Annotated in this window: 19 protein-coding genes; 4 read left to right on the forward strand and 15 right to left on the reverse strand. The window is 72.2% G+C overall.

Going from position 1 to position 22,895, the window contains the following annotated elements; translation table 11 throughout:
• The 11 genes from AB0M39_RS36640 to AB0M39_RS36690 all read right to left on the reverse strand — a co-directional run.
• Positions 1 to 634, reverse strand: a 634-nt coding sequence (locus AB0M39_RS36640) for a PfkB family carbohydrate kinase (RefSeq protein ID WP_365371856.1), incomplete at its 3' end; no start/stop codon positions are given.
• On the reverse strand, positions 622 to 1,605 hold the full coding sequence (locus AB0M39_RS36645; RefSeq protein ID WP_365371858.1) for an ROK family protein: 984 nt from the start codon (positions 1,603 to 1,605) through the stop codon (positions 622 to 624). The genes AB0M39_RS36645 and AB0M39_RS36640, both read right to left, overlap by 13 nt.
• Positions 1,598 to 2,548 carry a sugar isomerase gene (locus tag AB0M39_RS36650; RefSeq protein WP_365371860.1) on the reverse strand — a complete coding sequence of 317 codons (951 nt, stop codon included), beginning with the start codon at positions 2,546 to 2,548 and terminating at the stop codon, positions 1,598 to 1,600. Before AB0M39_RS36650 ends, AB0M39_RS36645 begins: the two co-directional genes overlap by 8 nt.
• Positions 2,549 to 2,647: 99 nt before the next feature.
• Positions 2,648 to 3,595: a carbohydrate ABC transporter permease gene (locus tag AB0M39_RS36655; protein ID WP_365371863.1), complete on the reverse strand. Its 948-nt coding sequence runs from the start codon at positions 3,593 to 3,595 to the stop codon at positions 2,648 to 2,650.
• Positions 3,595 to 4,530 (reverse strand): sugar ABC transporter permease, encoded by a 936-nt coding sequence (locus AB0M39_RS36660; RefSeq protein ID WP_365371865.1) that lies wholly within the window; start codon positions 4,528 to 4,530, stop codon positions 3,595 to 3,597. The genes AB0M39_RS36655 and AB0M39_RS36660 overlap by 1 nt, the downstream gene beginning before the upstream one ends.
• Positions 4,531 to 4,688: 158 nt before the next feature.
• Positions 4,689 to 5,960 (reverse strand): extracellular solute-binding protein, encoded by a 1,272-nt coding sequence (locus AB0M39_RS36665; RefSeq protein WP_365371867.1) that lies wholly within the window; start codon positions 5,958 to 5,960, stop codon positions 4,689 to 4,691.
• A 571-nt stretch (positions 5,961 to 6,531) separates the two neighbouring features.
• Positions 6,532 to 7,956: a rifampin monooxygenase gene (gene rox, locus AB0M39_RS36670; protein WP_365371870.1), complete on the reverse strand. Its 1,425-nt coding sequence runs from the start codon at positions 7,954 to 7,956 to the stop codon at positions 6,532 to 6,534.
• A gap of 315 nt (positions 7,957 to 8,271) precedes the next feature.
• Complete coding sequence (locus AB0M39_RS36675) at positions 8,272 to 9,060, reverse strand: DeoR/GlpR family DNA-binding transcription regulator (protein WP_365371872.1); 789 nt, start codon at positions 9,058 to 9,060, stop codon at positions 8,272 to 8,274.
• 110 nt (positions 9,061 to 9,170) lie between these two features.
• A complete protein-coding gene (locus AB0M39_RS36680; RefSeq protein ID WP_365371875.1) occupies positions 9,171 to 9,986 on the reverse strand; it encodes a hypothetical protein in 816 nt (271 codons plus the stop codon).
• Between the two features lie 74 nt (positions 9,987 to 10,060).
• Positions 10,061 to 11,599, reverse strand: a complete 1,539-nt coding sequence (locus tag AB0M39_RS36685; protein WP_365371877.1) for a SpoIIE family protein phosphatase — start codon at positions 11,597 to 11,599, stop codon at positions 10,061 to 10,063.
• Positions 11,600 to 11,921: 322 nt separating this feature from the next.
• Entirely contained in the window at positions 11,922 to 12,308 is a 387-nt protein-coding gene (locus AB0M39_RS36690; protein WP_365371879.1) for a hypothetical protein, read from the reverse strand.
• A 101-nt stretch (positions 12,309 to 12,409) separates the two neighbouring features.
• On the opposite strand from AB0M39_RS36690, the gene sigJ reads away from it, so the two are divergent.
• Both sigJ and AB0M39_RS36700 read left to right on the forward strand, forming a co-directional pair.
• Positions 12,410 to 13,321 (forward strand): RNA polymerase sigma factor SigJ, encoded by a 912-nt coding sequence (gene sigJ, locus AB0M39_RS36695; protein ID WP_365371881.1) that lies wholly within the window; start codon positions 12,410 to 12,412, stop codon positions 13,319 to 13,321.
• A 183-nt stretch (positions 13,322 to 13,504) separates the two neighbouring features.
• Positions 13,505 to 16,270 carry an AAA family ATPase gene (locus AB0M39_RS36700; protein ID WP_365371883.1) on the forward strand — a complete coding sequence of 922 codons (2,766 nt, stop codon included), beginning with the start codon at positions 13,505 to 13,507 and terminating at the stop codon, positions 16,268 to 16,270.
• Between the two features lie 54 nt (positions 16,271 to 16,324).
• Here the strand turns inward: AB0M39_RS36700 and AB0M39_RS36705 are convergent, their stop codons facing one another.
• Positions 16,325 to 17,266: a GNAT family N-acetyltransferase gene (locus AB0M39_RS36705; protein ID WP_365371885.1), complete on the reverse strand. Its 942-nt coding sequence runs from the start codon at positions 17,264 to 17,266 to the stop codon at positions 16,325 to 16,327.
• 187 nt (positions 17,267 to 17,453) lie between these two features.
• Between AB0M39_RS36705 and AB0M39_RS36710 the strand changes: the two genes are divergently transcribed.
• Together AB0M39_RS36710 and AB0M39_RS36715 are read left to right on the forward strand one after the other, a co-directional pair.
• Positions 17,454 to 19,025, forward strand: a complete 1,572-nt coding sequence (locus AB0M39_RS36710; protein ID WP_365371887.1) for an FAD-dependent monooxygenase — start codon at positions 17,454 to 17,456, stop codon at positions 19,023 to 19,025.
• Between the two features lie 230 nt (positions 19,026 to 19,255).
• Positions 19,256 to 19,597 (forward strand): DUF6191 domain-containing protein, encoded by a 342-nt coding sequence (locus AB0M39_RS36715; RefSeq protein WP_365371889.1) that lies wholly within the window; start codon positions 19,256 to 19,258, stop codon positions 19,595 to 19,597.
• Between the two features lie 76 nt (positions 19,598 to 19,673).
• On the opposite strand, the gene AB0M39_RS36720 is transcribed toward AB0M39_RS36715, so the two are convergent.
• The 3 genes from AB0M39_RS36720 to AB0M39_RS36730 form a co-directional block, all read right to left on the reverse strand.
• Complete coding sequence (locus tag AB0M39_RS36720; protein ID WP_365371891.1) at positions 19,674 to 21,020, reverse strand: hypothetical protein; 1,347 nt, start codon at positions 21,018 to 21,020, stop codon at positions 19,674 to 19,676.
• 64 nt (positions 21,021 to 21,084) lie between these two features.
• On the reverse strand, positions 21,085 to 21,399 hold the full coding sequence (locus tag AB0M39_RS36725; protein WP_365371893.1) for a hypothetical protein: 315 nt from the start codon (positions 21,397 to 21,399) through the stop codon (positions 21,085 to 21,087).
• 120 nt (positions 21,400 to 21,519) lie between these two features.
• The gene (locus AB0M39_RS36730) at positions 21,520 to 22,782 is read right to left on the reverse strand and encodes an ammonium transporter (protein ID WP_365371895.1); all 1,263 of its coding nucleotides are present in this window, start codon (positions 22,780 to 22,782) and stop codon (positions 21,520 to 21,522) included.
• Positions 22,783 to 22,895 lie beyond the last annotated feature (113 nt).

The following is a 22,895-nucleotide window of genomic DNA, read 5'->3' on the forward strand; positions in this document are numbered from 1 at the left end:
CGGCGGCGCGCAGCTCGGCGGCCGCGGCCGCCGGGTCCGACTGGCCGGTCGCCGCGGCGAGTTCGGCGGAGTTGGGCTTGACCACGTCGGGGCCGGCGGGGAGCGCCGCGCGCAGCGCCGGACCGCTCGTGTCGAGGACCGTGGGAACCCCCGCGGCGCCGGCGAGCGCGATGAGCTGCCCGTACGCGTCGTCCGGCAGCCCCGGCGGAAGGCTTCCGCAGAGCACGACCGCGTCCGCGTCGCGCAGGAGCCGCCGGTAGTGCCGGGTGAAGACCTGCCACTCGCCGCTCCGCACCGGCCCGCCGCTCTCGTTGAAGACGGTGGCGTCGCCGTCGTCGCGGGAGACGACCGTGAGGGTGCGTCGCGAGTCGGCGGCGCGGGGTACGAGCTGGTCGACGAGCCCGGCGGCGCGCAGCTCCTTACGGACCCGGTCGCCGGTGGCGCCGCCGAAGAACCCGGTGACGACGGCGGGGTGTCCCAGGGCGTGGAGGACCCGCGCGACGTTGACGCCCTTGCCGCCCGCCCGTTCGTGCACCGCGCCGACGCGGTGCGAGGCGCGGGGCAGCAGGCTGTCGACGACGTACGTCACGTCCAGGGCGGTGTTGAGGGTGACGGTGAGGATCACAGCGCGCACACCGTGGCCCCCGCCGGCGCCGACGCGTCGGCCGGGCGGCGGTCGTCCGCCGCCCGCCAGGCGTACAGTCCGGCGCCCAGGCAGCCGGCGGCGTCGCCCAGCCCGGCCCGTACGACGCCGGGTCGCCGCTGGAAGGTGAACCGCTCGTCCAGACGCGCTCGGACGGGGTCCAGCAGCTGGTCCCCCGCCTCGGCGAGGCCGCCCCCGAGCACGATCAGCTCCGGGCCCAGCAGCGTCGTGGCCATGACGAGCGACGCCGCGAGCGCGTCGGTCGCGCGGGCCCAGACCGCCCGGGCGTCCGGGTCGCCCTCGGCGAGCAGAGCGGTCACCTCGCGGGCGCCCTCGACCGTGCGGCCGGTGCGGGCGGTGTACGCCGAGGCGACCGCCGAGGCCGTGCCCACGGTCTCCAGGCACCCCTGGGCGCCGCAGACGCACGGCAGGCCGCCCGGCTCGACGACGAGATGGCCCAACTCTCCTGCGAATCCGCCGGCCACGACGGGACGCCCGTCGCAGATCACGGCGGCGGAGACGCCGGTCCCGACGGCCACGAAGAGCACGTCCTTCGCCCCGCGGGCGGCGCCGAGCTCGGACTCGGCGCGGCCGCCGGCGCGCACGTCGTGTCCGAGCGTCACGGCGAGGCCCGTGCGCGAGGCGAGCAGTTCGGCGAGGGGGAGGTCGCGCCAGCCGATGTTCCCGGACCACCTCGCCCGGGCCAGGCTCTCGTCGACGATGCCGGGGACGACGACCCCGGCGCCTCGGACGGCGAGGCCCCGGGCGCCGGCCTTCCGCGCCAGCGACGTCAGCACGGAGGCGATCTCGGCGACGACCGCGTCGGGTCCCTCGCCCCGCGGGGTGGGGCGGCGCTCCCCAAGCAGCGGCCGCAGCCCCCGGTCCAGGAGCGCGCCCTTCATCCCGGTGCCTCCTACGTCGAGGCCCACCACGCACTCGCCCTGGCCGGGCCCGTCACGCATCGCGGGCCTCGAGCACGACGGACCGGGTCAGATTGCGGGGCCGGTCCGCGTCCAGGCCACGGGCCTCGGCGGTGGCGACCGCCAGACGCTGAGCCCTGATCAGGTCGGCCAGCGGGTCGAGGCCGCCGGCCCCGTCCTGGGACCCGGCGACGAGAACTCCCCCCGTCCGCTCGACGTCGTCGGCGAGACCGGCCGGCAGCTCGCCGAACCCCCAGACCAGCCGCCCCGGACCGGCGATGCTGATCGGCCCGTGGCGGTACTCCATCGCCGGATACGCCTCGGTCCACGCGCAGGCGGCCTCACGCATCTTCAGCGCGGCCTCCAGCGCGAGCCCGTACGTCCAGCCGCGGCCGAGGAAGGCGACCTGCTCGGCGCCCGCCCACCCCGACGGCAGCGGCTCGACGAGCGCGCGCCGCGCATGCTCGATGGCCTCGGCGACGGTCCTCACCCCGGCGGGCAGCATGCCCTCGGCCTCCAGATGCGCCCGCAGCAGCGCCAGCACGGTGGTCGCGAAGCGGGTCTGCACGACCGACTCCTCGTCGGCGAAGCCCAGCACGACGACCGCGTCGGCCGCCTCCATCACCGGAGTCTTGGGGTCCGCGGTGATCGCGGTGGTGGGCGCGGCGCCGCGCACCCGGTCGAGCAGGGCCAGCACCTCGGTCGTGGTCCCCGAGCGGGTGATGGCCAGGACGCGGTCGTAGCCGCGCCCTTCTGGGAACTCGGAGGCCGCGAAGGCGTGAGTCTCGCCGTGGCCGCCGCTCTCGCGCAGGACGGCGTACGCCTGCGCCATGAACCACGAGGTGCCGCAGCCCACGACCGCGACGCGCTCGCCTCTGCGGGGCAGGGCCGGCGCGTGCTCGGGGAGCGCTTCGACCGCCCGGCTCCAGCAGGCGGGCTGCGCGGCGATCTCGGCGGTGGTGAGGTGTGACCTGGTGGTCGACATGCGGCGGCTCCTTCGAGGGACCGTGGGGCTGACCGAGGTGTCTCGGTCAGCGCGGTGAGCGGGTGGAGATGGCGGTGCGGCTCGGCGCCGTGCCGGTCGCTACTTCACCGATCCGGCGGTGAGTCCCGACACGACATGGCGCTCGATGACGGCGAAGAGCACCACGACGGGCACGATGGCGACGATCGATCCGGCGAACAGGTAGTTCCACTGGACGGTGTAGTTGCCGATGAAGTTGTTGATGCCGACGGTGAGGGGCTGGTTCTCGGGAACGGTGGACAGGGTCAGGCCCATGACGAACTCGTTCCAGGCTGCGATGAAAGTGAAGATCACCGCGGTCACCACGCCGGGCAGGGCCAGCGGCAGCGTCACTTTGAGCAGCGCGCGGACCCGGCCGAGGCCGTCGATCATCGCCGCCTCCTCCAGCTCCACGGGGATGGAGCCGATGTAGGCGGTGAGGATCCAGATGGCGAACGCCAGGTTGAAGGCGGCGTTGCACAGGATCAGCGTCCAGAGCGAGTTGAGCATCTGGAGCTGGTAGAACTCGCGGTACAGGCCCACCAGCAGCGACGTCGGCTGGAACATCTGGGTGACCAGGACCAGGAGCAGGAAGACCTTGCGTCCGCGGAAGGTCATCCGGGCGGTGTAGTAGGCGGCGGGCAGCGCCACGAGCAGCACCAGCAGCGTCGATCCGGCGGCGACCAGGAGGGTGACCCGGAGGTTGTCGCCGAGGGTCGACTCGCGCCATACGTCGACGAAGTTGGACCACGCGAAGTCGTGCGGCAGATAAGTGGCGTCGCGCAGCTCGGACGCCGGGCGCAGGGCCGTGATCACCATCTGGAGGTACGGCAGCAGGAACACCGCGGCCACGAGCCAGGCGGTCGACGCGATGACGATGGTGCGGGGCCTGACGCGGAACCTGACGCGGCGATTGCGGTCGGCGCCCGGCGGGCTCTCGGCGCGGGCCGCCGCTCTGCGCGCGGGGGCGGCCGGCGGGCTCGCCGCGGGAGGGGCGGGGACGTCGACCGTCCGTGACTGCCGGGCCATCAGTTCTCCTCCTCGTTCCAGCGGCTGACCTTGAGGAACACGAGCACCATCACGACGACGAGCGCGAAGTTGACCACGGACATGGCCGCGGACTCGCCGATGTCGGTGTCCTTGAGCTGGTACATGAACACGGTGGAGGTGGCGGTCTCGCTGCCCGGGCCGCCCTGGGTCATGCCCCAGATGACCGGGAAGGAGTTGAAGACGTTGATCAGGTTGATGACCAGGCCGACGAGGAAGGCCGGGCGCAGCAGCGGCAGGGTGATCAGCCGGTAGGTCTGCCAGACGCCGGCGCCGTCGACCTTCGCGGCCTCGTACACCTCGCCGGGCACGGTCTGCAGGCCGGCGAGCAGGGTGTACGTCGTGAAGGGCAGCGACACGAAGACCGCGACGAACATCATCCAGGGCCAGGCCGTGGCGGGGTCGCCGAGCCAGTCCTTGGGGCCGTCGACGACGCCGAGGTCGGTCATCGCGGTGTTGAGGACCCCTGCGGTCTGGTTGAGCATCCACTTGAAGCCGATGGCGGTCATCAGCACGGACGCGGCCCAGGGTGCGATCAGCGCCCAGCGGGTGAGGCGCCGTCCGGGGAACCGCTGGTTGAAGAGCTGGGCCAGGGCCAGGGAGACGAGCATCGTCAGGGCGACGACGCCGACCGTCCAGATGACCGTGGAGACAAGGACCTTGCCCAGGGCGGGCTCGTCGAAGAGCTTGCGGTACTTGTCCAGTCCGGCTGAGCCGCGTACGAATCCGCTGGTGCTGATCCGTTGAAAGGACGTGTGGACCATCTCGTAGACGGGCCAGACGACAACGCCCAGGATCAGCAGGACGGCGGGGCCTATCCAGGGCAGCGGGCCGAGCCTGGCGATACCCGATCGCCTGCCCGTGGGCTTGCCCGGGCGTGGCCGCGAGGCCGTGGTGGTGGCAGAACTGAGGGACACGGCAGGTGCCTTCCGTGTGTGCGGCGGGCGCCGCGCGGTGAGCGACGTGCTGGGCGGAGTGCGGACGGCGGGGTCCAGGAGGCGGGTCCCCCGCCGTCCGCGGCCGTGGGGCGGTGACCGGGCGCCGGCGGGTGCGCACGGCGTCCGGGCCGGCACGTCTACTGGTCGGCGGCGGCGTCCTCGGCCTTCTTCTGGAGGTCGCCCAGCACCTCGGAGGCGTCGTTGGTCAGGGCGGTGCCGACGGTCTTCTTGATCTCGGCCGAGACGGCGTCCCAACTGGTGTCGCCCAGCGGGTAGAAGGTCGCCTGGGGCAGCAGCGCGAAGAACGGCTCCAGGTCCTTGTGCTTCCCGCCCGACTGCATCTGGGCCAGGGAGTCCTTGGTCACCGGCATCAGGTTGTACATCTCGTCGAACTCGACGGTGTTCTCCTTGGAGTAGACGAAGTCCAGGAACTTCTTGATCTGCTCCTTGTGGCCGTTGTCCTTGAACGCCATCATCCAGTCGGCGACGCCCAGGGTGGAGGCGAGAGCGCCGGTCCTGCCGGGTATCGGCGCGACGCCGTAGTCGACCTTGCCGTCCTTGGACATCTGGATCAGCGAGGGATGGCCGTTGAGCATCGCCGCCTTGCCGGCGGCGAAGTCGGCGAACGCGGTCTTGCGGTCGGTGGTGGCCGGGTTGGCGTAGGTGAGCTTCTGGTCGACGAGCTGGGTCCTGAGCCAGTCGAACGTCTCCACGTTGGCCTGGCTGTCGAGGGCGTACGCGCCGGAGGAGTCGGTGACGCCGCCGCCGTTGCCCAGCTCCCACATCATGCTCTCGCCCTGCGCCTCCTCGGGGCCGAGCGGCAGAGCGTAGGGGGTGACGCCGGGGACCTTGGCCTTGACGAGCTTCGCGGCCGCCTGCACGTCGGCCCAGGTCTTGGGCGGCTCGGCGACGCCGGCCTTGGCGAAGATCGCCTTGTTGTAGAAGAACGCGCGGGTCGAGGAGACGAAGGGGATGCCGTACTGGACGCCCTCGACCTGGCCGGCCTTGGAGAAGGCGTCGATGAAGTTCGTGTGCGTGGCCGGGGAGAGCACGTCCTGCGCGGGGTAGAGGAGGTCGTCGGCGACCTTGTCCGCGTAGCCGCCGGTCTGCAGCACGTCGGGCATGTTGCCGCTCTGGATCATCGTCTTGACCTTCTTGTCGATGTCGTTCCAGTTGACGACCTGGACATCGACCTTGATCTTCGCGTTCGCGGCCTGGAATCTCTTGACCACGTCGTCCCAGTACAGCTTGGAGCTGTTCGAGGCCTTGTCGCCGTAGTCGGCGGCGACGAGCTTGAGGGTGACGGTTCCGTCGCTGGAGGTCCCCTCGCCGCCGCCGCTGCCGCACGCCGTGAGTGTGAGAGCGCCGACCGCACAGACCGTCGCGAGGGTGAGCACATGCCTGTTCACAACAGTTACCTCTTTCAAGACAGCCGAGACGGCCGGGGCAGCCCCCGGGCCGGCGCCCGCGGAGCACGGTCGATCGCGTCTCGATCGGACCTCAGCGTGCTGATTCCTGGAGGTGCTGCTCCCAGGTGCTCGATCGTCGATCAGCGATGCTCATGCTTGTAGGTTTCGACGCAGATTCTTGCATGAAACGTCACCGTGTCAATGAGTAGCGCACGATGGAGACGTCGACGCCCAGCGAGGGGACACTGACCAGGGAGGTTGGCAGGCGACGAGCGACGGGTGGCCGGGGGCGCACAACGCGGCCGGGCCTTGACAGAGTGCACGCCTCGACCTGCATGCTGTCCGGGGATGCTTGATTGAGCGCAGAATGAACTAAACCGCGCATCGAGTGCGCGGTGAACCCTCATACCGGCCGGCTTCCGGGGTCCGAGCGACGCCTGAATCCGGACGCGGCCTCGGGCTCCCCCTGCTGCCGGGCTACAACGCGAGTGCTGGCGGGGTCCGTCATCGGACCCCGCCAGCACTCGGCAGCCCGAGACGGGCCCCGCCTCTACGGGCTATGAACGCGTGCTCAGCTGTCGGCCGCGCCGAACCACGTGGGCAGCTGACCGAGCAGATCCTGCTGGTCCTCCCCCACCCACGCCACATGGCCGTCCGGCCGCAACAGCACCGCGGGGACGTCCAGTTCCTCGCTGACGTCGACGACATGGTCGACCCGGTCCGCCCAGCCCGCCGCCGAGAGCCGGCCGGTCTGGTCGAGCAGCAGTCCGCGGCCGCCGTGCATCAGCTCGTAGAGCCGCCCCCGCTTCAGCCCCACGTCCCGCATCCGCCGGCCGAGCAGTTCGTGCCCCTCGCCGAAGTCGTAGCGGACCGCGATCGCGGTGATCTTCTCGATCAGGTACCGGTTCACCTCGTCGATGTCCATCAGCTCCGACACCAGCCGGCGCACCGCCCGGGCGCCCGGCTCGGTGGACAGCAGCTCCATCTGCGCGCGGGTGTTCTCCAGCACGTCGGCGGCCACCGAGTGCCGTTCGGCGTGGTAGCTGTCCAGCAGCCCCGCCGGCGCCCAGCCGGCGACCTCGGCGGCCAGCTTCCAGCCGAGGTTGAACGCGTCCTGGATGCCGAGGTTGAGGCCCTGCCCGCCGACCGGCGGGTGGATGTGCGCGGCGTCGCCGGCCAGCAGCACCCGGCCGCTGCGGTAGCGCTCCGCCTGCCGGGTGGCGTCGCCGAAGCGGGAGAGCCAGCGCGGCGAGTGCACGCCGAAGTCGGTCCCGGCGACCGCCCGCAGCTGCTGCTTGAACTCCTCGAGCGTCGGCGAGACCGAGCGGTCCCCGGCCACCCCCTCGGCGGGCACGACGACGCGGAACACCCCGTCCCCGATGGGCCCGACGCCGAACCGCTTCTGGGTCTTGCGGACTTCGGCCATCACGGGGGCCAGCGTCTGGGGCGCCACGCCCACCTCCATCTCGCCCAGCAGCGTGTCGACCCTGGAGGGCTCTCCGGGGAAGCCGACGCCGAGCAGCTTGCGCACCGTGCTGCGGCCGCCGTCGCAGCCGACGAGGTAGCGCGCACGCAGCCGCGTCCCGTCGGCCAACTCGGCGGTCACCCCCTGGCCGTCCTGGCTCAGCCCGACCAGCTCGCAGCCGCGCCGGATCTCCGCGCCGAGCTCGCCGGCGCGCTCGGCCAGCAGGCGGTCGGTGGTGGTCTGCGGGATGCCGAGGATGTAGGCATGCGCGGTGTCCAGCCGGTCGGGCGAGGGCTTGACGATGGCGGCGAACCCGCCGACCGGGTACTGCTTGCCCTCCGCGAGGAACCGCTCCAGCAGACCGCGCTGGTCCATCACCTCGATGCTGCGCACATGGAGGCCGAGGGCGCGGACGTACGCGGTCGGCTCCGTCTCCTTCTCCAGTACGACCACCTGCACACCGTGCAGCCGCAACTCGCTTGCCAGCATCAATCCGGTCGGTCCGCCACCGGCAACGATCACGTCAATCATGAGAACCGCCCCATTCGACAAGCCTGCATGTCGGCCAGCCGCTCCGCGCGCAGTCCGGCGGCGCGCACGCCGCATCGCGCGCATACTTCGCGAACCGCAGAATTTCGGCAGCTTCTGGCTTCGATCGGAGATTCTGCAGCACGACGGGGGTCTTGCCGCAAGGCCCCCGGTGCGCTATACGTTGAGAGTGGCAAGGAGTGGGCAACTCCTTGCCTTTGCTTTTTGTCGCCCAGGTCGGCTGTCGTCTCAGGTCGGCTGTCGTCCCGGTCGGCTGTCGTCCCCGGTCGGCTTCTCGGCGGAGCTCCGCGCGCCGGGTCAGGCGCGGACGACCTCGACGCCGGCCGCGGTGAAAGGCTTGACGAACTCGTCGGGCGCGGCGCTGTCCGTCACCAGGACGTCGACGTCCTCCACCGCGCAGATGCGGGCGAAGGCCCGTTGGGCCAGCTTGGACGCGTCGGCGACCACGACCACCTGCTGGGCCCGCTGGGCCAGGGCCCTGTTGATGCTGGCCTCGCCCTCGTTGTGGGCCGTCGCGCCGTGAGCGACGTCCATGCCGTCGACGCCGATGATGACCTGGTCGAGGGTGATCTGCGCCAGCAGCTCGGCGGCCAGCGGCCCGATCAGCTCGTACGAGGCCGGGCGCGCGACGCCGCCGGTGACGACGATCTTCACATGTCGCCGTACGACCAGCTCGTTGGCGATGTTCAGGGCGTTGGTGACGACGGTCAGCGCGTCCTGGTCGCCGTCCGCCATCAGATCGGCGCGCGCGCCCAGCGCCCGGGCTACCTCGGTGGTCGTGGTGCCGCCGTTGAGGCCCACCACCGAGCCTGCCTTCACCAGGCCCGCGGCCGCCTGTGCGATGCGTTCCTTCTCGGGGGCGTGCCGGGCCGTCTTGTACCGCAGGGGCAGGTCGTAGGCGATGGCGTTGATCACGGCGCCGCCATGGGTGCGCGTGATCATGTTCTGCCGGGCGAGCTCGTCGAAGTCACGGCGGATCGTCGCGGTGGAGACGTTCAGCTCCGCCGCGGCGGTCTCGACGTCAATACGCCCGTTGCGGGTCAGCAGCTCCATCAGCGCACTCCAGCGAGCCTGCGGTGCCGCCATCTCCGAGCCCCCTGTCGAATTACGTGTCAGTAATGAAACCACAGGGGAAAGACGGACTGTCAGCATCCGCTCGCCGCTCCACCGCTGTTCCAGGCGCGCATGGCGCGTCGTCAGATCGCGGTGGGGATGTAGCGCGCCGCCGTGAGTCCGGCCAGCGTGCGAAGCCTCGTGAAGTAGGAGGCGCAGTACTCCTCGTCGACCAAGGGCACGATCTTGTCGAGATCGGCGATGCACGCCCAGAGGGCGGCGACGCCCTTGTCGTCGAGTCCGCCGTTCAGCTCTCTGTGGACGAGGCCGGCGACGTCGGCGTCCAGGAGGATCAGCTCCACGCCCTCGATGTCCACGCCGCGGAAGCTCGCGGGGAACAGTGCGCGCCGGTGCTCCTGCCAGAGCCCGGCGAGTCGGTTCTCCGGCCGTGCTCCGCTCCTGTCCGCGGCGGTCGCCTCTGCCGCGACGGGTGGGCGAAGGAGCAGGGCGACGGCGTCGAAGACGGCACGGACCATGCCGACGGCCCTGGCCGGGCTGAGGGCGGCACTTGTCACGGCGCCGCGCGCGAGCTTGTCGCGCAGCCGTCGGCTGCGGTCGAGTTCGGCGGCGAGTTCGACCGGGACGAGCCCGGCGTCAGCGGCCTGCTCGATCAGGTCCTGGAGGGGCTCGTCGACGGCCAGGCGCTCGGCCAGGACGCTCTCCAGGGCGTACAGGCAGTGCACGACGGCGACGGTGGCGAACTCGTACCGGTGGTAGGAGTGCCGGATGAGCTCGCGGGAGGTCTCCAGCGCGCTCATGACCTCGATGGACGCGTCGCCGGGCAGAACCAGGTCGACGACCAGGGCGTGCATGCCCGCGTAGTCGGGAGCGACGTCGCGGGAGCGCGGGTCCGATACCGGCAGAGGGAGCGGGCCGGACATCGGCGGCAGGGTGTTCACCGGTGCATTTTGGTCGTCCGAGGCTGTTGGCGCCATCGAATTTGCCCGGAACGGTCTCGTGACGCACGGCGTTCTCAGGGGTTCCTCCGGCCGCCTTCCGGCCAGCGGCGGCTGGGGGCGGAGGGCAGGACCCGCGCGATGAGCAGCGCGACGTCGTCGTGGTCGCCGGGGTGCCGCAGGCCGTCCAGCAGCAGCTCGCAGGTCTCGTCCAAGGAGCGATGAGGGTCGTCCAGCAGGGCGAGCAGAGTGTCCAGGCACGCGTCGATGGGCCGGTCGCGCCTCTCGACCAGCCCGTCGGTGTACAGCACCAGTTGATCGCCGGGGTCCAGGTCGAGCGTGGTGGTGTGGAAGTCGCCCTCGCCTACGCCCAACGGGGCTCCGGTGGGCAGGTCGAGCAGCTCGCGCTTTCCGTCGAGGCGGAGGAGGACGGGGGGCAGATGCCCGGCCAGCGAGATGCGGCACTGCGCGCTGTGCGGGTCGTAGACCGTGTAGACGCATGTGGCGATGGTCTCCGACTCCAGGTCCTCGGTGATGCGGTCGAGGTGCTCGAAGGCCTGGGCCGGGTCGAGGTCGAGGCCGGCCAGGGTGCGGGTGGCGGTGCGGAGCTGGCCCATGGTCGCGGCGGCGCCGACGCCGCTGCCCATGACGTCTCCGACGACGAGGGCGGTCTTGTCGCCGCCGAGCGCGATGACGTCGAACCAGTCGCCGCCGATCTCGCTGGCCGCCCGGGCGGGCTGGTACCGCGAGGCGAGGGCCAGGCCGGGCCGCTGGGGCGGCGGGCGGGGCAGCAGGCTGCGCTGGAGGGTGAGCACGGTGCGTCGCTGCTCCTGGACCGCACGGTGACGCTCGGTGACGTCCACGCTGGAGCTGACCACTCCCAGCACCTTCCCGTTGGGTGCCTCGAGCCGGTGGAAGGAGATCGACCAGGCGTGCTCGTTGTCCGGGTCGGCGGGGGTGCGTCCGACGGTGTACTGGTCCAGGATCGGGACGCCGGTGGCCAGGACCTCGCGCATCGCGCCTTCGAAGGTCGCGTCCAGGAAGGGCAGCACCTCGTGGACGTGCCGGCCCAGGTGCTGGGCGGCGGGCACGCCGTTCATCCGCTCCTCCGCCGCGTTGACCGAGACGTACCGCAGGTCGGTGTCGAGTACGCCCAGTCCGATCGGCGACTGGGACACCAGCCGGGCGGAGAGCGCCAGGTCCCGTTCGAGCTGTCGCAGCGTCCTCTGGTCCGCGGCGAGGCCCAGGGCGTAGTAGTCCCCCAGGTCGTCCTGGAGTCGCATATTGCGGAACTCCACCTGCCGGGTGCTGCCGTCCTTGTGCCGGATGGGGAAGATGCCGGCCCAGTCGCCGCCGCCCTCCATGACGTGGGCGAACATGTCCTGCACGCCGTCCCGGTGCTCCTCGTGGATCAGCAGGCGGCCCGCGGGCTCGCCGAGGGCCTCCTCGGCGGTGTAGCCGAACAGGTCCTCGGCCTGCGGGCTCCACAGATCGATCTTGCCCTCGGCGTCGAGGAGAACGGCTGCCACGTTGAGCACGTCGAGCAGGCCGCCGGACGCGGTCGTGGCGATGATCGCGGCGTCCGGACCGGGCCCGAAGGACTCGGCTGCGCACATCCCAGGCCCTCCTCACTCCACGCACCCCACGCGGTGGCGCCAGGGCGCCGACCCGGGCCCACGGCTCGGCTCGTCTGCCCTGCCACTCATATCGTCCCCCTCCTGGGGCCGCTCCCGCAGGCCAAGCCGGCCGCGAGCCCGGTGTGACACGGGGGCGAGGGCGACACAGGGGAGATATCCGTACGCACGTTCGATCCGGTGAGCTCCCGGGCGGCGCCCTACGTGACGAAGAACGGACGCTGAGAGGGCGACGTCGGCCACGGTGTGCGGGCACGGATCACCACGTACGCCGTCACGCAGGGCGCCCGGGAGGGCGCCGCTGTCATCTCGTCTCCGTGCGCCGGGCCAGCGCCAGCACACTCAGACCGAACATCAGGACACCCAGGGGAAGATGGACCGACGGAACGTGCGCGATGCCGAGCACGACCTGGACCGAGGCGAGCACCAGGAAGCCCGACGCGTGCCAGACGGGCCGGGGCGAGCCGCCGCCCGGCTTCCACGCCAGCACCGCCGCGAGCAGGTACAGCATCGACGCCCCGTACATCACACGGGCTCCGACGCTGTGCAGCGTCTCTCCGTAGGACGAGGTCAGCAGCAGTCCTGCGGAGACCGCCTGAAGGAAGATGGTCAGAGTCTGCAGGGCGATCGCGATCTGCAGGAACGAGGCGCCGCGCCGTGCGCTCGCCGTCGCCGTCACCTGAGCAGCCATGTCGCAGTCCCCTTTTCCGCCCTCGGGCAGTAGATCGATAAGGTCTCACCAGCCCGACGACGCGGGCCTGCGAAAGGTAAGGCGAGGGGGCGGCCAGAACCATGGGGACTGTCGGGACCAGCGCGGACGACATAGTCGGCGAGCGACACCAACTGATCAATGTCGCCTACCGGTTGCTCGGCTCGGCGACCGAGGCCGAGGACGCCGTGCAGGACGCCTACGCACGCTGGTACGGGCTGTCGCGGACCCGGCAGCAGGAGATCCAGTCCCCGGGCGCCTGGCTGTCGACGGTGACCAGCCGCATCTGCCTGGACCTGCTCGGCTCGGCGCGGGCCCGCCGTGAACGCTACGTCGGCGCCTGGCTGCCCGAGCCGCTGCCCGACCGCGTCGAGTGGGACCGCGCGGGCGGCGCCGCCGGCGCCGCGGACCCCGCCGACCAGATCGTCCTGGACGAGTCGGTGGACATGGCCTTCCTCGTCGTCCTGGAGTCGATGACGCCCGCCGAGCGGGTGGCGTTCGTCCTGCACGACGTCTTCCGGTACCCGTTCGCCGAGATCGCCGACGTTCTCGGCCGGACCCCCGCGGCCTCCAAGCAGCTGGCGGCCTCCGCCCGGCGGCGCGTGAGCGCCGCGCGCGCTCCGGCGGCGGCGACCGGCCAGGCAGAGGTGGTGCGGCAGGTCAAAGAGGCATGGGAGACCAAGGACATCGCGGCCCTCGTCGGCCTCCTCGACCCGGCCGCCGTGATGACCGCCGACGGCGGCGGCATGGTCGGCGCCGCCCTGCGCCCGGTCGAGGGCGGCGCTCTCATCGCCCAGTACATGGTCGCCATCGCCGACAAGGCTCCCGGGCTCGAGCTCGTGGAGCGGTCGGTCAACGGGGTGCCGGGCCTGGTGGCCCAGCGTGCCGGCGTCGTCATGACCGTCGCCTCGTTCGACGTCCTTGACGGGCGCGTCACCCGGATCTGGGCGGTCCGCAACCCGGAGAAGCTGCGGCCGTGGGCGCGGGATGGGTAGCCAGCCTCGGCACAGCGGGGGCGTATCGCGGCGGGGCCGCTCGCACAGCACGGGATACCCGCCCGGTGCGTTCCCCTTCCTCGGCCGTCTCCGGCCGATGAGAGGATCACCCGGGATCGCGCGGGGGTGTCCCGGCGGAGACCGTCGGCCGTGGTCGGCGGGTCGGGAGACACAGGGGGAAGCGTGCAGGGACGGACCGCGGAGCGGAGCCGGATCGAGGAGATGCTCGCCGGCGGGCGGGCGGGGACGAGCAGCGCCCTGCTGATCCACGGCGAGGCCGGAATCGGGAAGACCACGCTGCTCGACTACGCCGCCGACCGGGCCGACGGCATGCGAATCCTGCGCGCCGAGGGCGTCGAGACGGAGATGGAGCTCGCGTTCGGCGGGCTGCACCAGCTCCTCCTCCCGGCGCTGGACGTCGTGGACACGCTGCCCGGCCCGCAGGCGGCGGCCCTGCGCGGGGTGTTCGGGCTCACGGACGACGGCGCGCGCGACCGGTTCACCCTCGGCCTCGCCGTGCTCACGATGCTCGCGGAGATCGCGGGCGACGGCCCGCTGCTGTGCCTGGTCGACGACGCGCAGTGGCTCGATCAGCCGTCCGTGGAGATGCTGGCCTTCGCCGCGCGCAGACTCCAGGCGGAGGGCATCGTCATGATCTTCGCTGTACGGGACGGCGCTGGCGGGGCGACCGTCAAAGGCCTTCCCGCACTGCTCCTCGAACGCCTCGACCGGGCGACCGCGGCGACGCTGGTCCCGGGACTTCCTCCGTACGTCGTGGAGCGGGTCGTCGAGGAGGCGCAGGGCAACCCGCTGGCGCTGATCGAGCTGTCGGCCGCCCTCTCCCCCGCGCAGCGCGCCGGGCAGCTGAGCCCGCTGCCGCTGCGCGAGGCGGCGCCCCCGATGCCCCGCCGCATCCATGACGCCTTCGTCGAGCAGATTCGCGGCCTTCCCGAGCCCGCCCAGACCTTGCTCCTCGTGGCCGCAGTGGACGACACCGGCGAGCTCCCCCTCGTACTGAAGGCGGCGGGCCGGCTCGGGGCCGCGCTCGACGACCTCGAGCCCGCCGAACGCGCCGGGCTCGTCCTCCTGTCCGGTGAAGTACTGCGCTTCCGCCACCCGTTGATCAGATACGCGGCCTGCCGAAGCGCCCCTCTCACCGTCCGCATCGCCGCCCACCGGGCTCTCGCGGGCGTCCTGGACGCACCCCGGCACTCCCACCGGCGCGCGTGGCATCTGGCCGCCGCGTCGACGGGGCCGGACGAGGCGGTCGCCGACGAGCTGGAACGGGTCGCCGAGTGGGCCGGCAACCGCCAGGCGACGGCCTCCGCCTCGGCCGCCTACGAACGCGCCGCCCAGCTCACGGCCGACCCGCACCGACGCGCCCGCCGCCTTGTCCGCGCGGCGCAGAAGGCCGCGGACGCCGGTCAGGACGAGCGGTGCGGCACGCTGGCGGACCAGGTGCCGCTGCCCCTGGAAGACCCGGGCCTGGCGGCGGACTTCGCCCGGGTACGGGCCGTCGTCGAGCTGGGGTACGGCAGTCCGGGAGCGGCCGCCCGCATCCTGGTCGAGTGCGCTGACGCGATCGGCGCGGTCCGCCCCGACACGCTTTCCTCGCTGCTGACCGACGCGGTGCACGCCGCCTTCTCGGCCGGGGACGCGGACCTGATCGCCGAGGTCGCCGGCCGCGCGCCGCACCTGCCCCAACTGGTCGTGGCCGCCTGTCTGTTCGACGAAGGCGCAGCCGGGGCGCGGGACGCGGCAGCAGAGGTCTCCGACGTGTCAGCGGCCCTCGACGCGCTGGCCGATCTCGTACGGATCGGACGCCGGCGCGGCGCCCACACCATGGACCTGCTGATGACCGGCATCCACTGCCGTCTCGCCGCCGACCACGCCACCGCCCGCGAGATCGCCGCCGCTGCCGTGGCCCACTGCCGCGCCGAGGGAGTCAGCGGATGGCTGCCCACGACGCTGCATCTGCTCGCCCAGACGGAACTGGCGCTCGGCCTGCACGCGGACGCCTCCGCGCACGCTGCCGAGGCTCTGCGGCTGGCCGAGTACTACGACCTGGCGCACCGTACCGCCCATCTGCGCGCCCTGCTGGCGGCGTTGGCCGCCGTCCAGGGGCAGGAGGAACGCACGCGCCGCCTGTCACAGGACGCCCTGGCCTACACGCGCCCGCGGTCCGTCGGACGCGGCACTGCCGACGCCCTGTGGGCGCAGGGGCTGCTCGAACTCGGCCTCGGGCGGGCGGAGTCGGCGCTGGAGCTGCTGGAGTCGGCGTACGCGGAGCTGGGGCACTCCCTGCTCGCCCTGCCCTTGCTGCCCGATCTCGTCGAGTCGGCTGTGCGCAGCGGGCGTCCCGAGCGGGCGAGGGAACCGGCGCGGCTGCTGGGGCAGTGGGCGGCGGCGCTGGGCGGTCGGCCGGGGCTCACGGCAGTGGACGGTCGGCCGGGGCTCGCGGCGCTGGCCCACCGCTGCCAGGCCGTGACCGCCCCGGACTGCGAGGCCGAGGAGCTCTTCAGGCAGGCCGTACGGCTCCACGAGGGCCACAGCGCCTTCGACCGCGCCCGAACCCAGCTGCTGTACGGGGAGTGGCTGCGGCGTCAGCGGCGCAAGGTGGACGCGCGCGACCAACTGCGCGCGGCGCTGGAGGACTTCGACGCGCTCGACGCCCGGCCCTGGTCCAGCCGGGCGCGGTCGGAGCTGCGGGCAGCGGGCGAGACCGCCGATCTGACCGGCGTGGTGGCCGGGCCGGTCAGCCGGTTGAGTCCGCAGGAGCGGGAGGTCGTACGGCTGGCGGCGGGCGGGGCGACGAATCGGGAGATCGCCGAGCAGCTGTTCCTGAGCCCTCGCACGGTCGGACACCACCTCTACCGGGCTTTCCCCAAGCTGGGCGTCAGCACCCGGGCCGAGCTGGCCCCGCTCCTGGCCCCGCTCCTGGCCACGTGACTGCGGTCTTCTGCCTGAGGACGCCGGTCTCCTGCCTCAGGACTACGAGTTCCCTCAGGACTCCGACGCCGAGTAGATCAGCCGGACTTGGGCGGTCCGGTAGCCGGCCCGGGCGAAGGCCGCCGCCATCGGAGCGTTGGCGGTGTCCGTGGTGGCGGTGACGAGCTCGGCGCCCGCCTCCGCGTGGACGCGCGTGATCTCGGCGAGCACATCGTCGACGTACCCGCGGCCTCGCATCTCGGGGACGACGCCCAGATAGCCCACGTTCCGGTTGTACGGAGTCGCGGACGGCAGCGCCAGCCCGGCGACGTCCCCCTGCGGGGTGCGGGCCAGCCGCCACCACGCGCGCTCCCCCGGGCAGCCGAGGTAGAAGTCCATCTCCTCCCGGGCGGTGGCCTCGGCGCCGGTCAGGGCCAGGTTCCGGCGGGTCTCGTTGTCCAGGCTGCCCTGCGCGATCCGCCGGAACACGTCCAGGAACTCCTCGTCGGACGCCTCGGTGAAGACGAGCCGCCCCAAGGTCGCGGGGACGCCGATCTCGGGCGTCCACTCCAGGCGCAGCCGCTCCACCTCGTCGGTGAGCCCGGCGGCCAGCGCAGCATCCCGCCGCCAGGCCACGGCGGCCACGACGGCGGGGTCCTCGCGCCAGCCGTTGGGCAGCGTCAGGTTGTAGAGCGGCGGCTTGCGCGCGCCCTGGTCGGCGAACGCCTTCAGGCTCGCGGCGATCAGCCCGGCCGCGACGGCCGCACGGTCGGGGACCGACGCGTCGACGTGCAGGCAGTCCAGGGCGACGGGGTGCTCGCTGGAGGACTGCCCCCACCACAGGGCCCGGCCGAGCACGCGGTCGCCGTCTTCGGCGATCCAGGTCCATTCGGGCCGGTACATCTTCTGGGCGAGCTCGTCGAGATAGCGGTCGGCGGGTATCCAGCTGACGGGCTCGTCGACGGTCACGGCGGTGACGCGGTCGAGGTCGGCTGGAGTCGTGGAACGGAAGAGCAAAGATTCTCCTGGGTAGGCGAGGTGAGTCGGCTCTCGGCCCTCGGTCCGGGGGCGAGGCGACGTCGACGACGGTATGCGGCGCCGCGGGCGGACGGCATCGGTCGCTCCGACTTAACGCGACCGGTCGCGAGCGCGCCCGGTCCACGGGCCCTCGGCGCGATGCGGCGCGGTGCGGGACACTGCTGGCATGACCGAGGCGCCGCCGCTGGACGTGCTGATCGTGGGTGCAGGACCGACCGGCCTCGCTCTCGCGACGCAGTTGCAGGCGTACGGGGCGCGGTTCCGCATCGTCGACCGGAGCCTGGACCGGGCGCGGGAGTCGCGGGCGCTGGCCGTCCAGCCGCGCACCCTCGAAGCCCTCGCTCCGTACGGGCTCTCGGCCGAGCTGGTCCGGCGCGGGAATCCGGCGGTGCAGCTGAGGATGCACGCGCCGGGGCGGACCGCGCGGCTGCCGCTGTTCGACCTGGGCGTCGCCGACACTCCGTATCCGTTCCTGCTGTGCCTCTCGCAGGCCGAGACGGAGAGCGTGCTCGGCGACCGGCTGGCCGAGAGAGGCGCTCAGGTCGAGCGAGGCAGCGAGCTGCTGGGGCTGACCCGCGAAGACGCGGGCGTGGTCTGCCGTTTGAGGACGCGCCACGGCGTCGAGGAGAGCGTGCGGGCCCGGTACGTCGTCGGCTGCGACGGGTCGCGCAGCACGGTGCGGAACCTGGCGGGCATCGCCTTCGCGGGCAGCGCCTACCCGGAGACCTTCCTGCTGGCCGACCTGGAGGTCGACGGTCTGGAGCCCGGCGCGGCGCACGCTTTCATGACTGATACGGGGGTGGTGTTCTTCTTCCCGCTGGGGTCGCCCGCGAGCTGGCGGATGCTGGCGATGAAGCCGCCGGGCCTCGCGGATCCCGGCACGGGTACCGAAGCCGCCAATGCTGATTCCGATGCCGATGTCAGCCTCGGGATGCTGCAGTCCCTCGTCGACCGCTATGTGAGCGAGCCGCTGCGGCTGCGCGATCCGGTGTGGATGACCGACTTCCGGATCCACTGCCGCGGTGCCGACAGATACCGGTCCGGCCGCCTCTTCGTGGCCGGCGACGCCGCCCATATCCACAGCCCCGCCGGCGGCCAGGGTATGAACACCGGCATCCAGGACGCCCTCAACCTCGGCTGGAAACTCGCCCTGGTCTGCCGCGGCGACGCGTCGCCCGCGCTGCTGGACACCTACGAATCCGAGCGCGCCCCGGTCGGACGGAGTGTTCTGCGCTTCACCCACCGCGCGTTCACACTCGCCACCAGTCGCCTGCCGCTGATCCGGCAGGCCCGTACGCACCTCGCGCCCCGCCTCGCACCGCTCGTTCTGCGCCCCCGGATTCTGCGGGGAGCCGCCTTCCGCGCGCTCGGCCAGCTCTCCATCCGCTACCGGCGCAGCCCTGCGACGGCCGCCGGGCCGAAGTCGCCCAGACGCGGACCGAGGCCGGGCGACCGCCTCCCCGACACCCCGCACGGCCTGCAGGCGCTCACCGCCGAGCCCGGATACCACCTGCTCCTGTGCGGCCCGCCGGATGCCTGGAACGACGACCGGGTCGCCGCCGCCGTCGAAGGCCGGGCGCACCTCGTGAAGGTGCACACACCTGGAGCGGGCACGCCCTGGCCCGGCGTCGCCCACTGCCTGGTCCGGCCCGACGGCTACATCGGGTACCTCGCGTCTGGAACGGACACGGCAGGCCTCGTCGACTACCTCGACCGGTGGCTGGAGCGCAAGGCGTGAGGGCGCCGAAGCCGACCCCTGCGCCCATGGCGCTCCGCCCTGCGGTGGACCTCCATGGCCGCAACCTCCGTCGCATGGGGGAAGCGGATCATGCGCCGGAACGATCCCTGCGCGCCGCGGATCCAGAACAGTGATCCCATGGCGATCAGCGAGACGAGCCCGACGACGGGGACCGAGGGAACCAAGCAGCCTGTGCCATGTCTGGGGCCCCACCCGTGACGATGTGGCTCATGTCGCTCCCGGCGTTCGCATCTCTACTGGCCTTGTTCGCCGTGGTGGAGAGCGTATGGCGATGGCTCACCGGGCTGGGGATGATCCCGTGGCTCCGCAGACGCACGGGGCGGTCGTTGTCGAACACGGCCTTCGACGAGTTCACGGCGGTCGTGAACGGAAACAAGGCGGTCGAGCTGGAGCAGCGGCGGGTGGTGCTGCTGCTGCGAGACGACGAGGGCGACGGTGCGCCGCCCCGTTCCAGCATCGACCTGACCGAGGGCACCGCGTTCATCGTGCTGCCACAGCAAGGGGACGGTCCAGGCGCTGACAGTCGCGATGCCCGTGCGGGCCGGCGGTGAGACGCGAACCGGAGGGGACGGGCGCGGAGCCGTCCTCGCTGTGAGCGGAGCCGTCCTCGCTGTGGGAAAGGGCCGGTCACCGGTCCTGTGCGCGGTCGACGAGCTGGTGCATCACCGTCGGCGGCAGCGCCGGATTCGCCGCGGCGGCGAACGCGCTGCCCGGCAGGGCGAGCCTTCGCAGCAGCTCGCCGGCGGGGAGTCGGGGGTCCCGTACCGCCCAGCCTCCGACGTCCGGGTCGTCGGCCAGCCGCAGCGGCAGCTCCGGACCGGCTTCCGGGTCGTCCAGCGCGGCGTGCCGCAGCCTGGGGTTGGGGTCGTCCACGAACCGGGCCAGGCCAGGTCGGACGAAGTTGCGGTGGTGTCGCAGGGCGGACCAGTTCCGGTCCTGTGCTGTCGCGTACTCCTCCACCAGCAGTTCGTGCGGCGCGTCCTGGCAGTGGTGGCACAGGTTGTGCCGCACCCACCGATCCTCGTCCACAGCCAGCCGCGCAACCACGTCGGCGGCCAGGTGCTCCTGCATGGCCAGCGCCCGCCGCAGCCCCACATGCGCCGACGCGGCGATCCGCCGTGCCGTCTCCGGGTCCGCCGCCCGCTCCTGGATCCACCGCGGCGGCCGCAGACTCCCGTCCGGCGGCACGGTGTACGGGATCGAGGCGCGCTGCTCCTCGGTCAGGTCCTCGCGCATCGACAAGGCGAGCCGGACCGCGTCCTCAGGGTCCTCGGCGAGGCGCAGCACCAGCGCGAGCGGGACCTCTGGATCACCGGCGGCGCCCCGCCGAGCGTTCGGGTCCGCGTGCCCCACCCGCGCCTCGGCCGTCAGCGTCTGCGGCTCCTCCTCCACACGGGACAGCTGGGCGATCTTCTGTCGCACCTGTGGGGAGGGGTCGTCGAGCAGCCGCGTTCTCGCCTGCTCCGGGAGCCGCTCCCACAGCTCACGGGTCAGCGCCCCGGCCCGGACACCGGGGTCCTCGTCCGCGACGAGCCGGTCCCGCACGGCGGCGGGCATCCCAGGAACGCCGACGACCATACGTCTCACCTTCGGGTCCGCGTCCTCGGCCAGCACCTCCAGCACCCCGGCGGGGATCCGCCGCCCGAAGTCGGTGAGCAGCGCCGCGTACACGAACCGGACCCTCGGTTCCACGTCGTACGCCAGCCGCGCCAGCACATCGACGTCCGCGGTCGGATTGTTCGCGACGTCCAGCCGGTACTGAGTCCGCGACGACGCCACCACGATGGCGGTCGCCTCGCTGTCGAGCGGCCGCCACGTAAGCCATGGCCGGCCTGCCGACAACTCCTCGAACTCCAGCAGCCGTTCCAGTACCGCCCCCGGCAACGACGGATTGCATGTCAGCCCCCGCAGCCACTCCCCCACCACGGGCTCGTCCACACCAGCCGACTCGAGTACCTCGTCCACCCCACGCATCCGGCCATTCTCACCCGGCGCCACGGAACGGTCGACGACATCGTCAAGCGACGACATCATGCGGTCAGCTCGGTGAGCCCGGCGGTGGAGTGGCACGGACAGAGGGGAACACGCGCTCGAAACCGTCTGTCCACTCGTCCTCGTCGAGGATGTAGTCGTCGACGACGAAGCACTCCGGTTCGGCGGCGAAGCCCGGCAGGAGTCGTGCGCGGCGGATTCGCTCCTCAGCCTTGGCCGGGGAGGAGTAGACGCCGAGCAGCTTGGCGTCGTCACCGTCCTGCTCGTCGATGAAGACGGTCCCGTCGTCCATGTGCAGGGTGGTCCCCTCCGCACCGGCCGCATTCTGATGTCCGACGTGCCACAGCAGGTAGAGCTTCACCGGTGCAGGCTACCTCCGGGCGCCGAGACGCCCCGCGCCCGTGCGATCGCTTCAGCCCGGCCTGCCCCCGCCGATGGTGCGGGACAGGGCTGCCGGTCCGCTTCGGGCGCCGTGACCGCCTCACACCCCGGACTTCTGCTGCGGCTCCACCCGTACGAGGCTGACGCGCCCGTCTGCGGAGGACCCGGCGAAGGCGAAGTCGTAGGCGGATTCGGCGTGGTAGGCGTGGTCGACGCCGGCGGTCTCGTCGTCCTGCGTGGCGCGGAAGCCGACGGTGAGGTCCACGGCCTTCGCCAGGACCCAGGAGACGACGAACGAGAACGCCATGACCGCGAAGGCGCCGACGGCCTGCCTGCCCAGCTGAGTCGGCCCGCCGGCCCCGCCCGTGGCCAGGACGCCGACCATCAGGGTCCCGATCAGGCCGCCGACGAGGTGGACGCCCACGACGTCGAGCGAGTCGTCGTAGCCGAGCCGGTACTTGAGACCGACCGCCCAGGCGCAGACCCCGCCGGCCGCGGCGCCGACGGCGAGGGCGGCGACCGGGGTCACGTGCGCCCCGGACGGCGTGATCGCCACCAGACCGGCCACCGCGCCCGAGGCGGCGCCGATCGAGGTGAAGGCGCCGTGCCTGATCCGTTCGTAGGCGAGCCAGGCGACCATGGCGGCGCCGGCCGCCAGCTGGGTGTTGAGGGCCATCATGGCGGCGGTTCCGTTGGCGGCCAGCGCGGATCCCGCGTTGAACCCGAACCAGCCGAACCACAGCAGCCCCGCGCCGAGGACGACCAGCGGCAGGCTGTGCGGACGCATGGGCTCCTTGGTGAAGCCGATGCGCCGGCCGACGACGAGGACGGCGGCCAGCGCGCCCGCGCCGGCGTTGATGTGCACAGCGGTGCCGCCGGCGAAGTCGATGACCTTGAGCTGGAACAGCCAGCCGTCGGGGTGCCATACCCAGTGCGCGACCGGGAAGTAGACCACGGTGACCCACAGCGCGACGAACAGGGCCCAGGCGCTGAACTTGACGCGGTCCGCCAGGGCGCCGCTCATCAGGGCCGGGGTGATGACGGCGAACATCAGCTGGAACAGGGCGAAGGCGTAGACGGGGATGCCGCCCTCGCCTGTGAGCGACTCGGGCGTGACTCCCCTCATGCCCAGGTGGCCGAGGCCGCCGAGCAGCCCCGCGCCGATGTCGTCGCCGAAGGCGAGCGAGTAGCCGTACAGGACCCAGATCACGCTGACGATGCCCAGCGAGACGAAGGACATCATCAGCATGCTCAGCGCGCTCTTCACCCGGACCATGCCGCCGTAGAAGAACGCCAGGCCAGGCGTCATCAGCATGACCAGCGCCGCGCTGATCAGGACGAACGCGGTATCTGCGCCATTCACAGTCGAGAACTCCTCATGAGGGTGCGCCCCCGCACACGCGTGGGAGGGCGACCGATTGCAGTGGGGACGGCTGCCCGGCAGGGGCCGCCCGCGCGCGCCGGTCGGCTGCGCGC

It is taken from the genome of Streptomyces sp. NPDC051907, assembly GCF_040681075.1.
GTDB lineage: Bacteria > Actinomycetota > Actinomycetes > Streptomycetales > Streptomycetaceae > Streptomyces.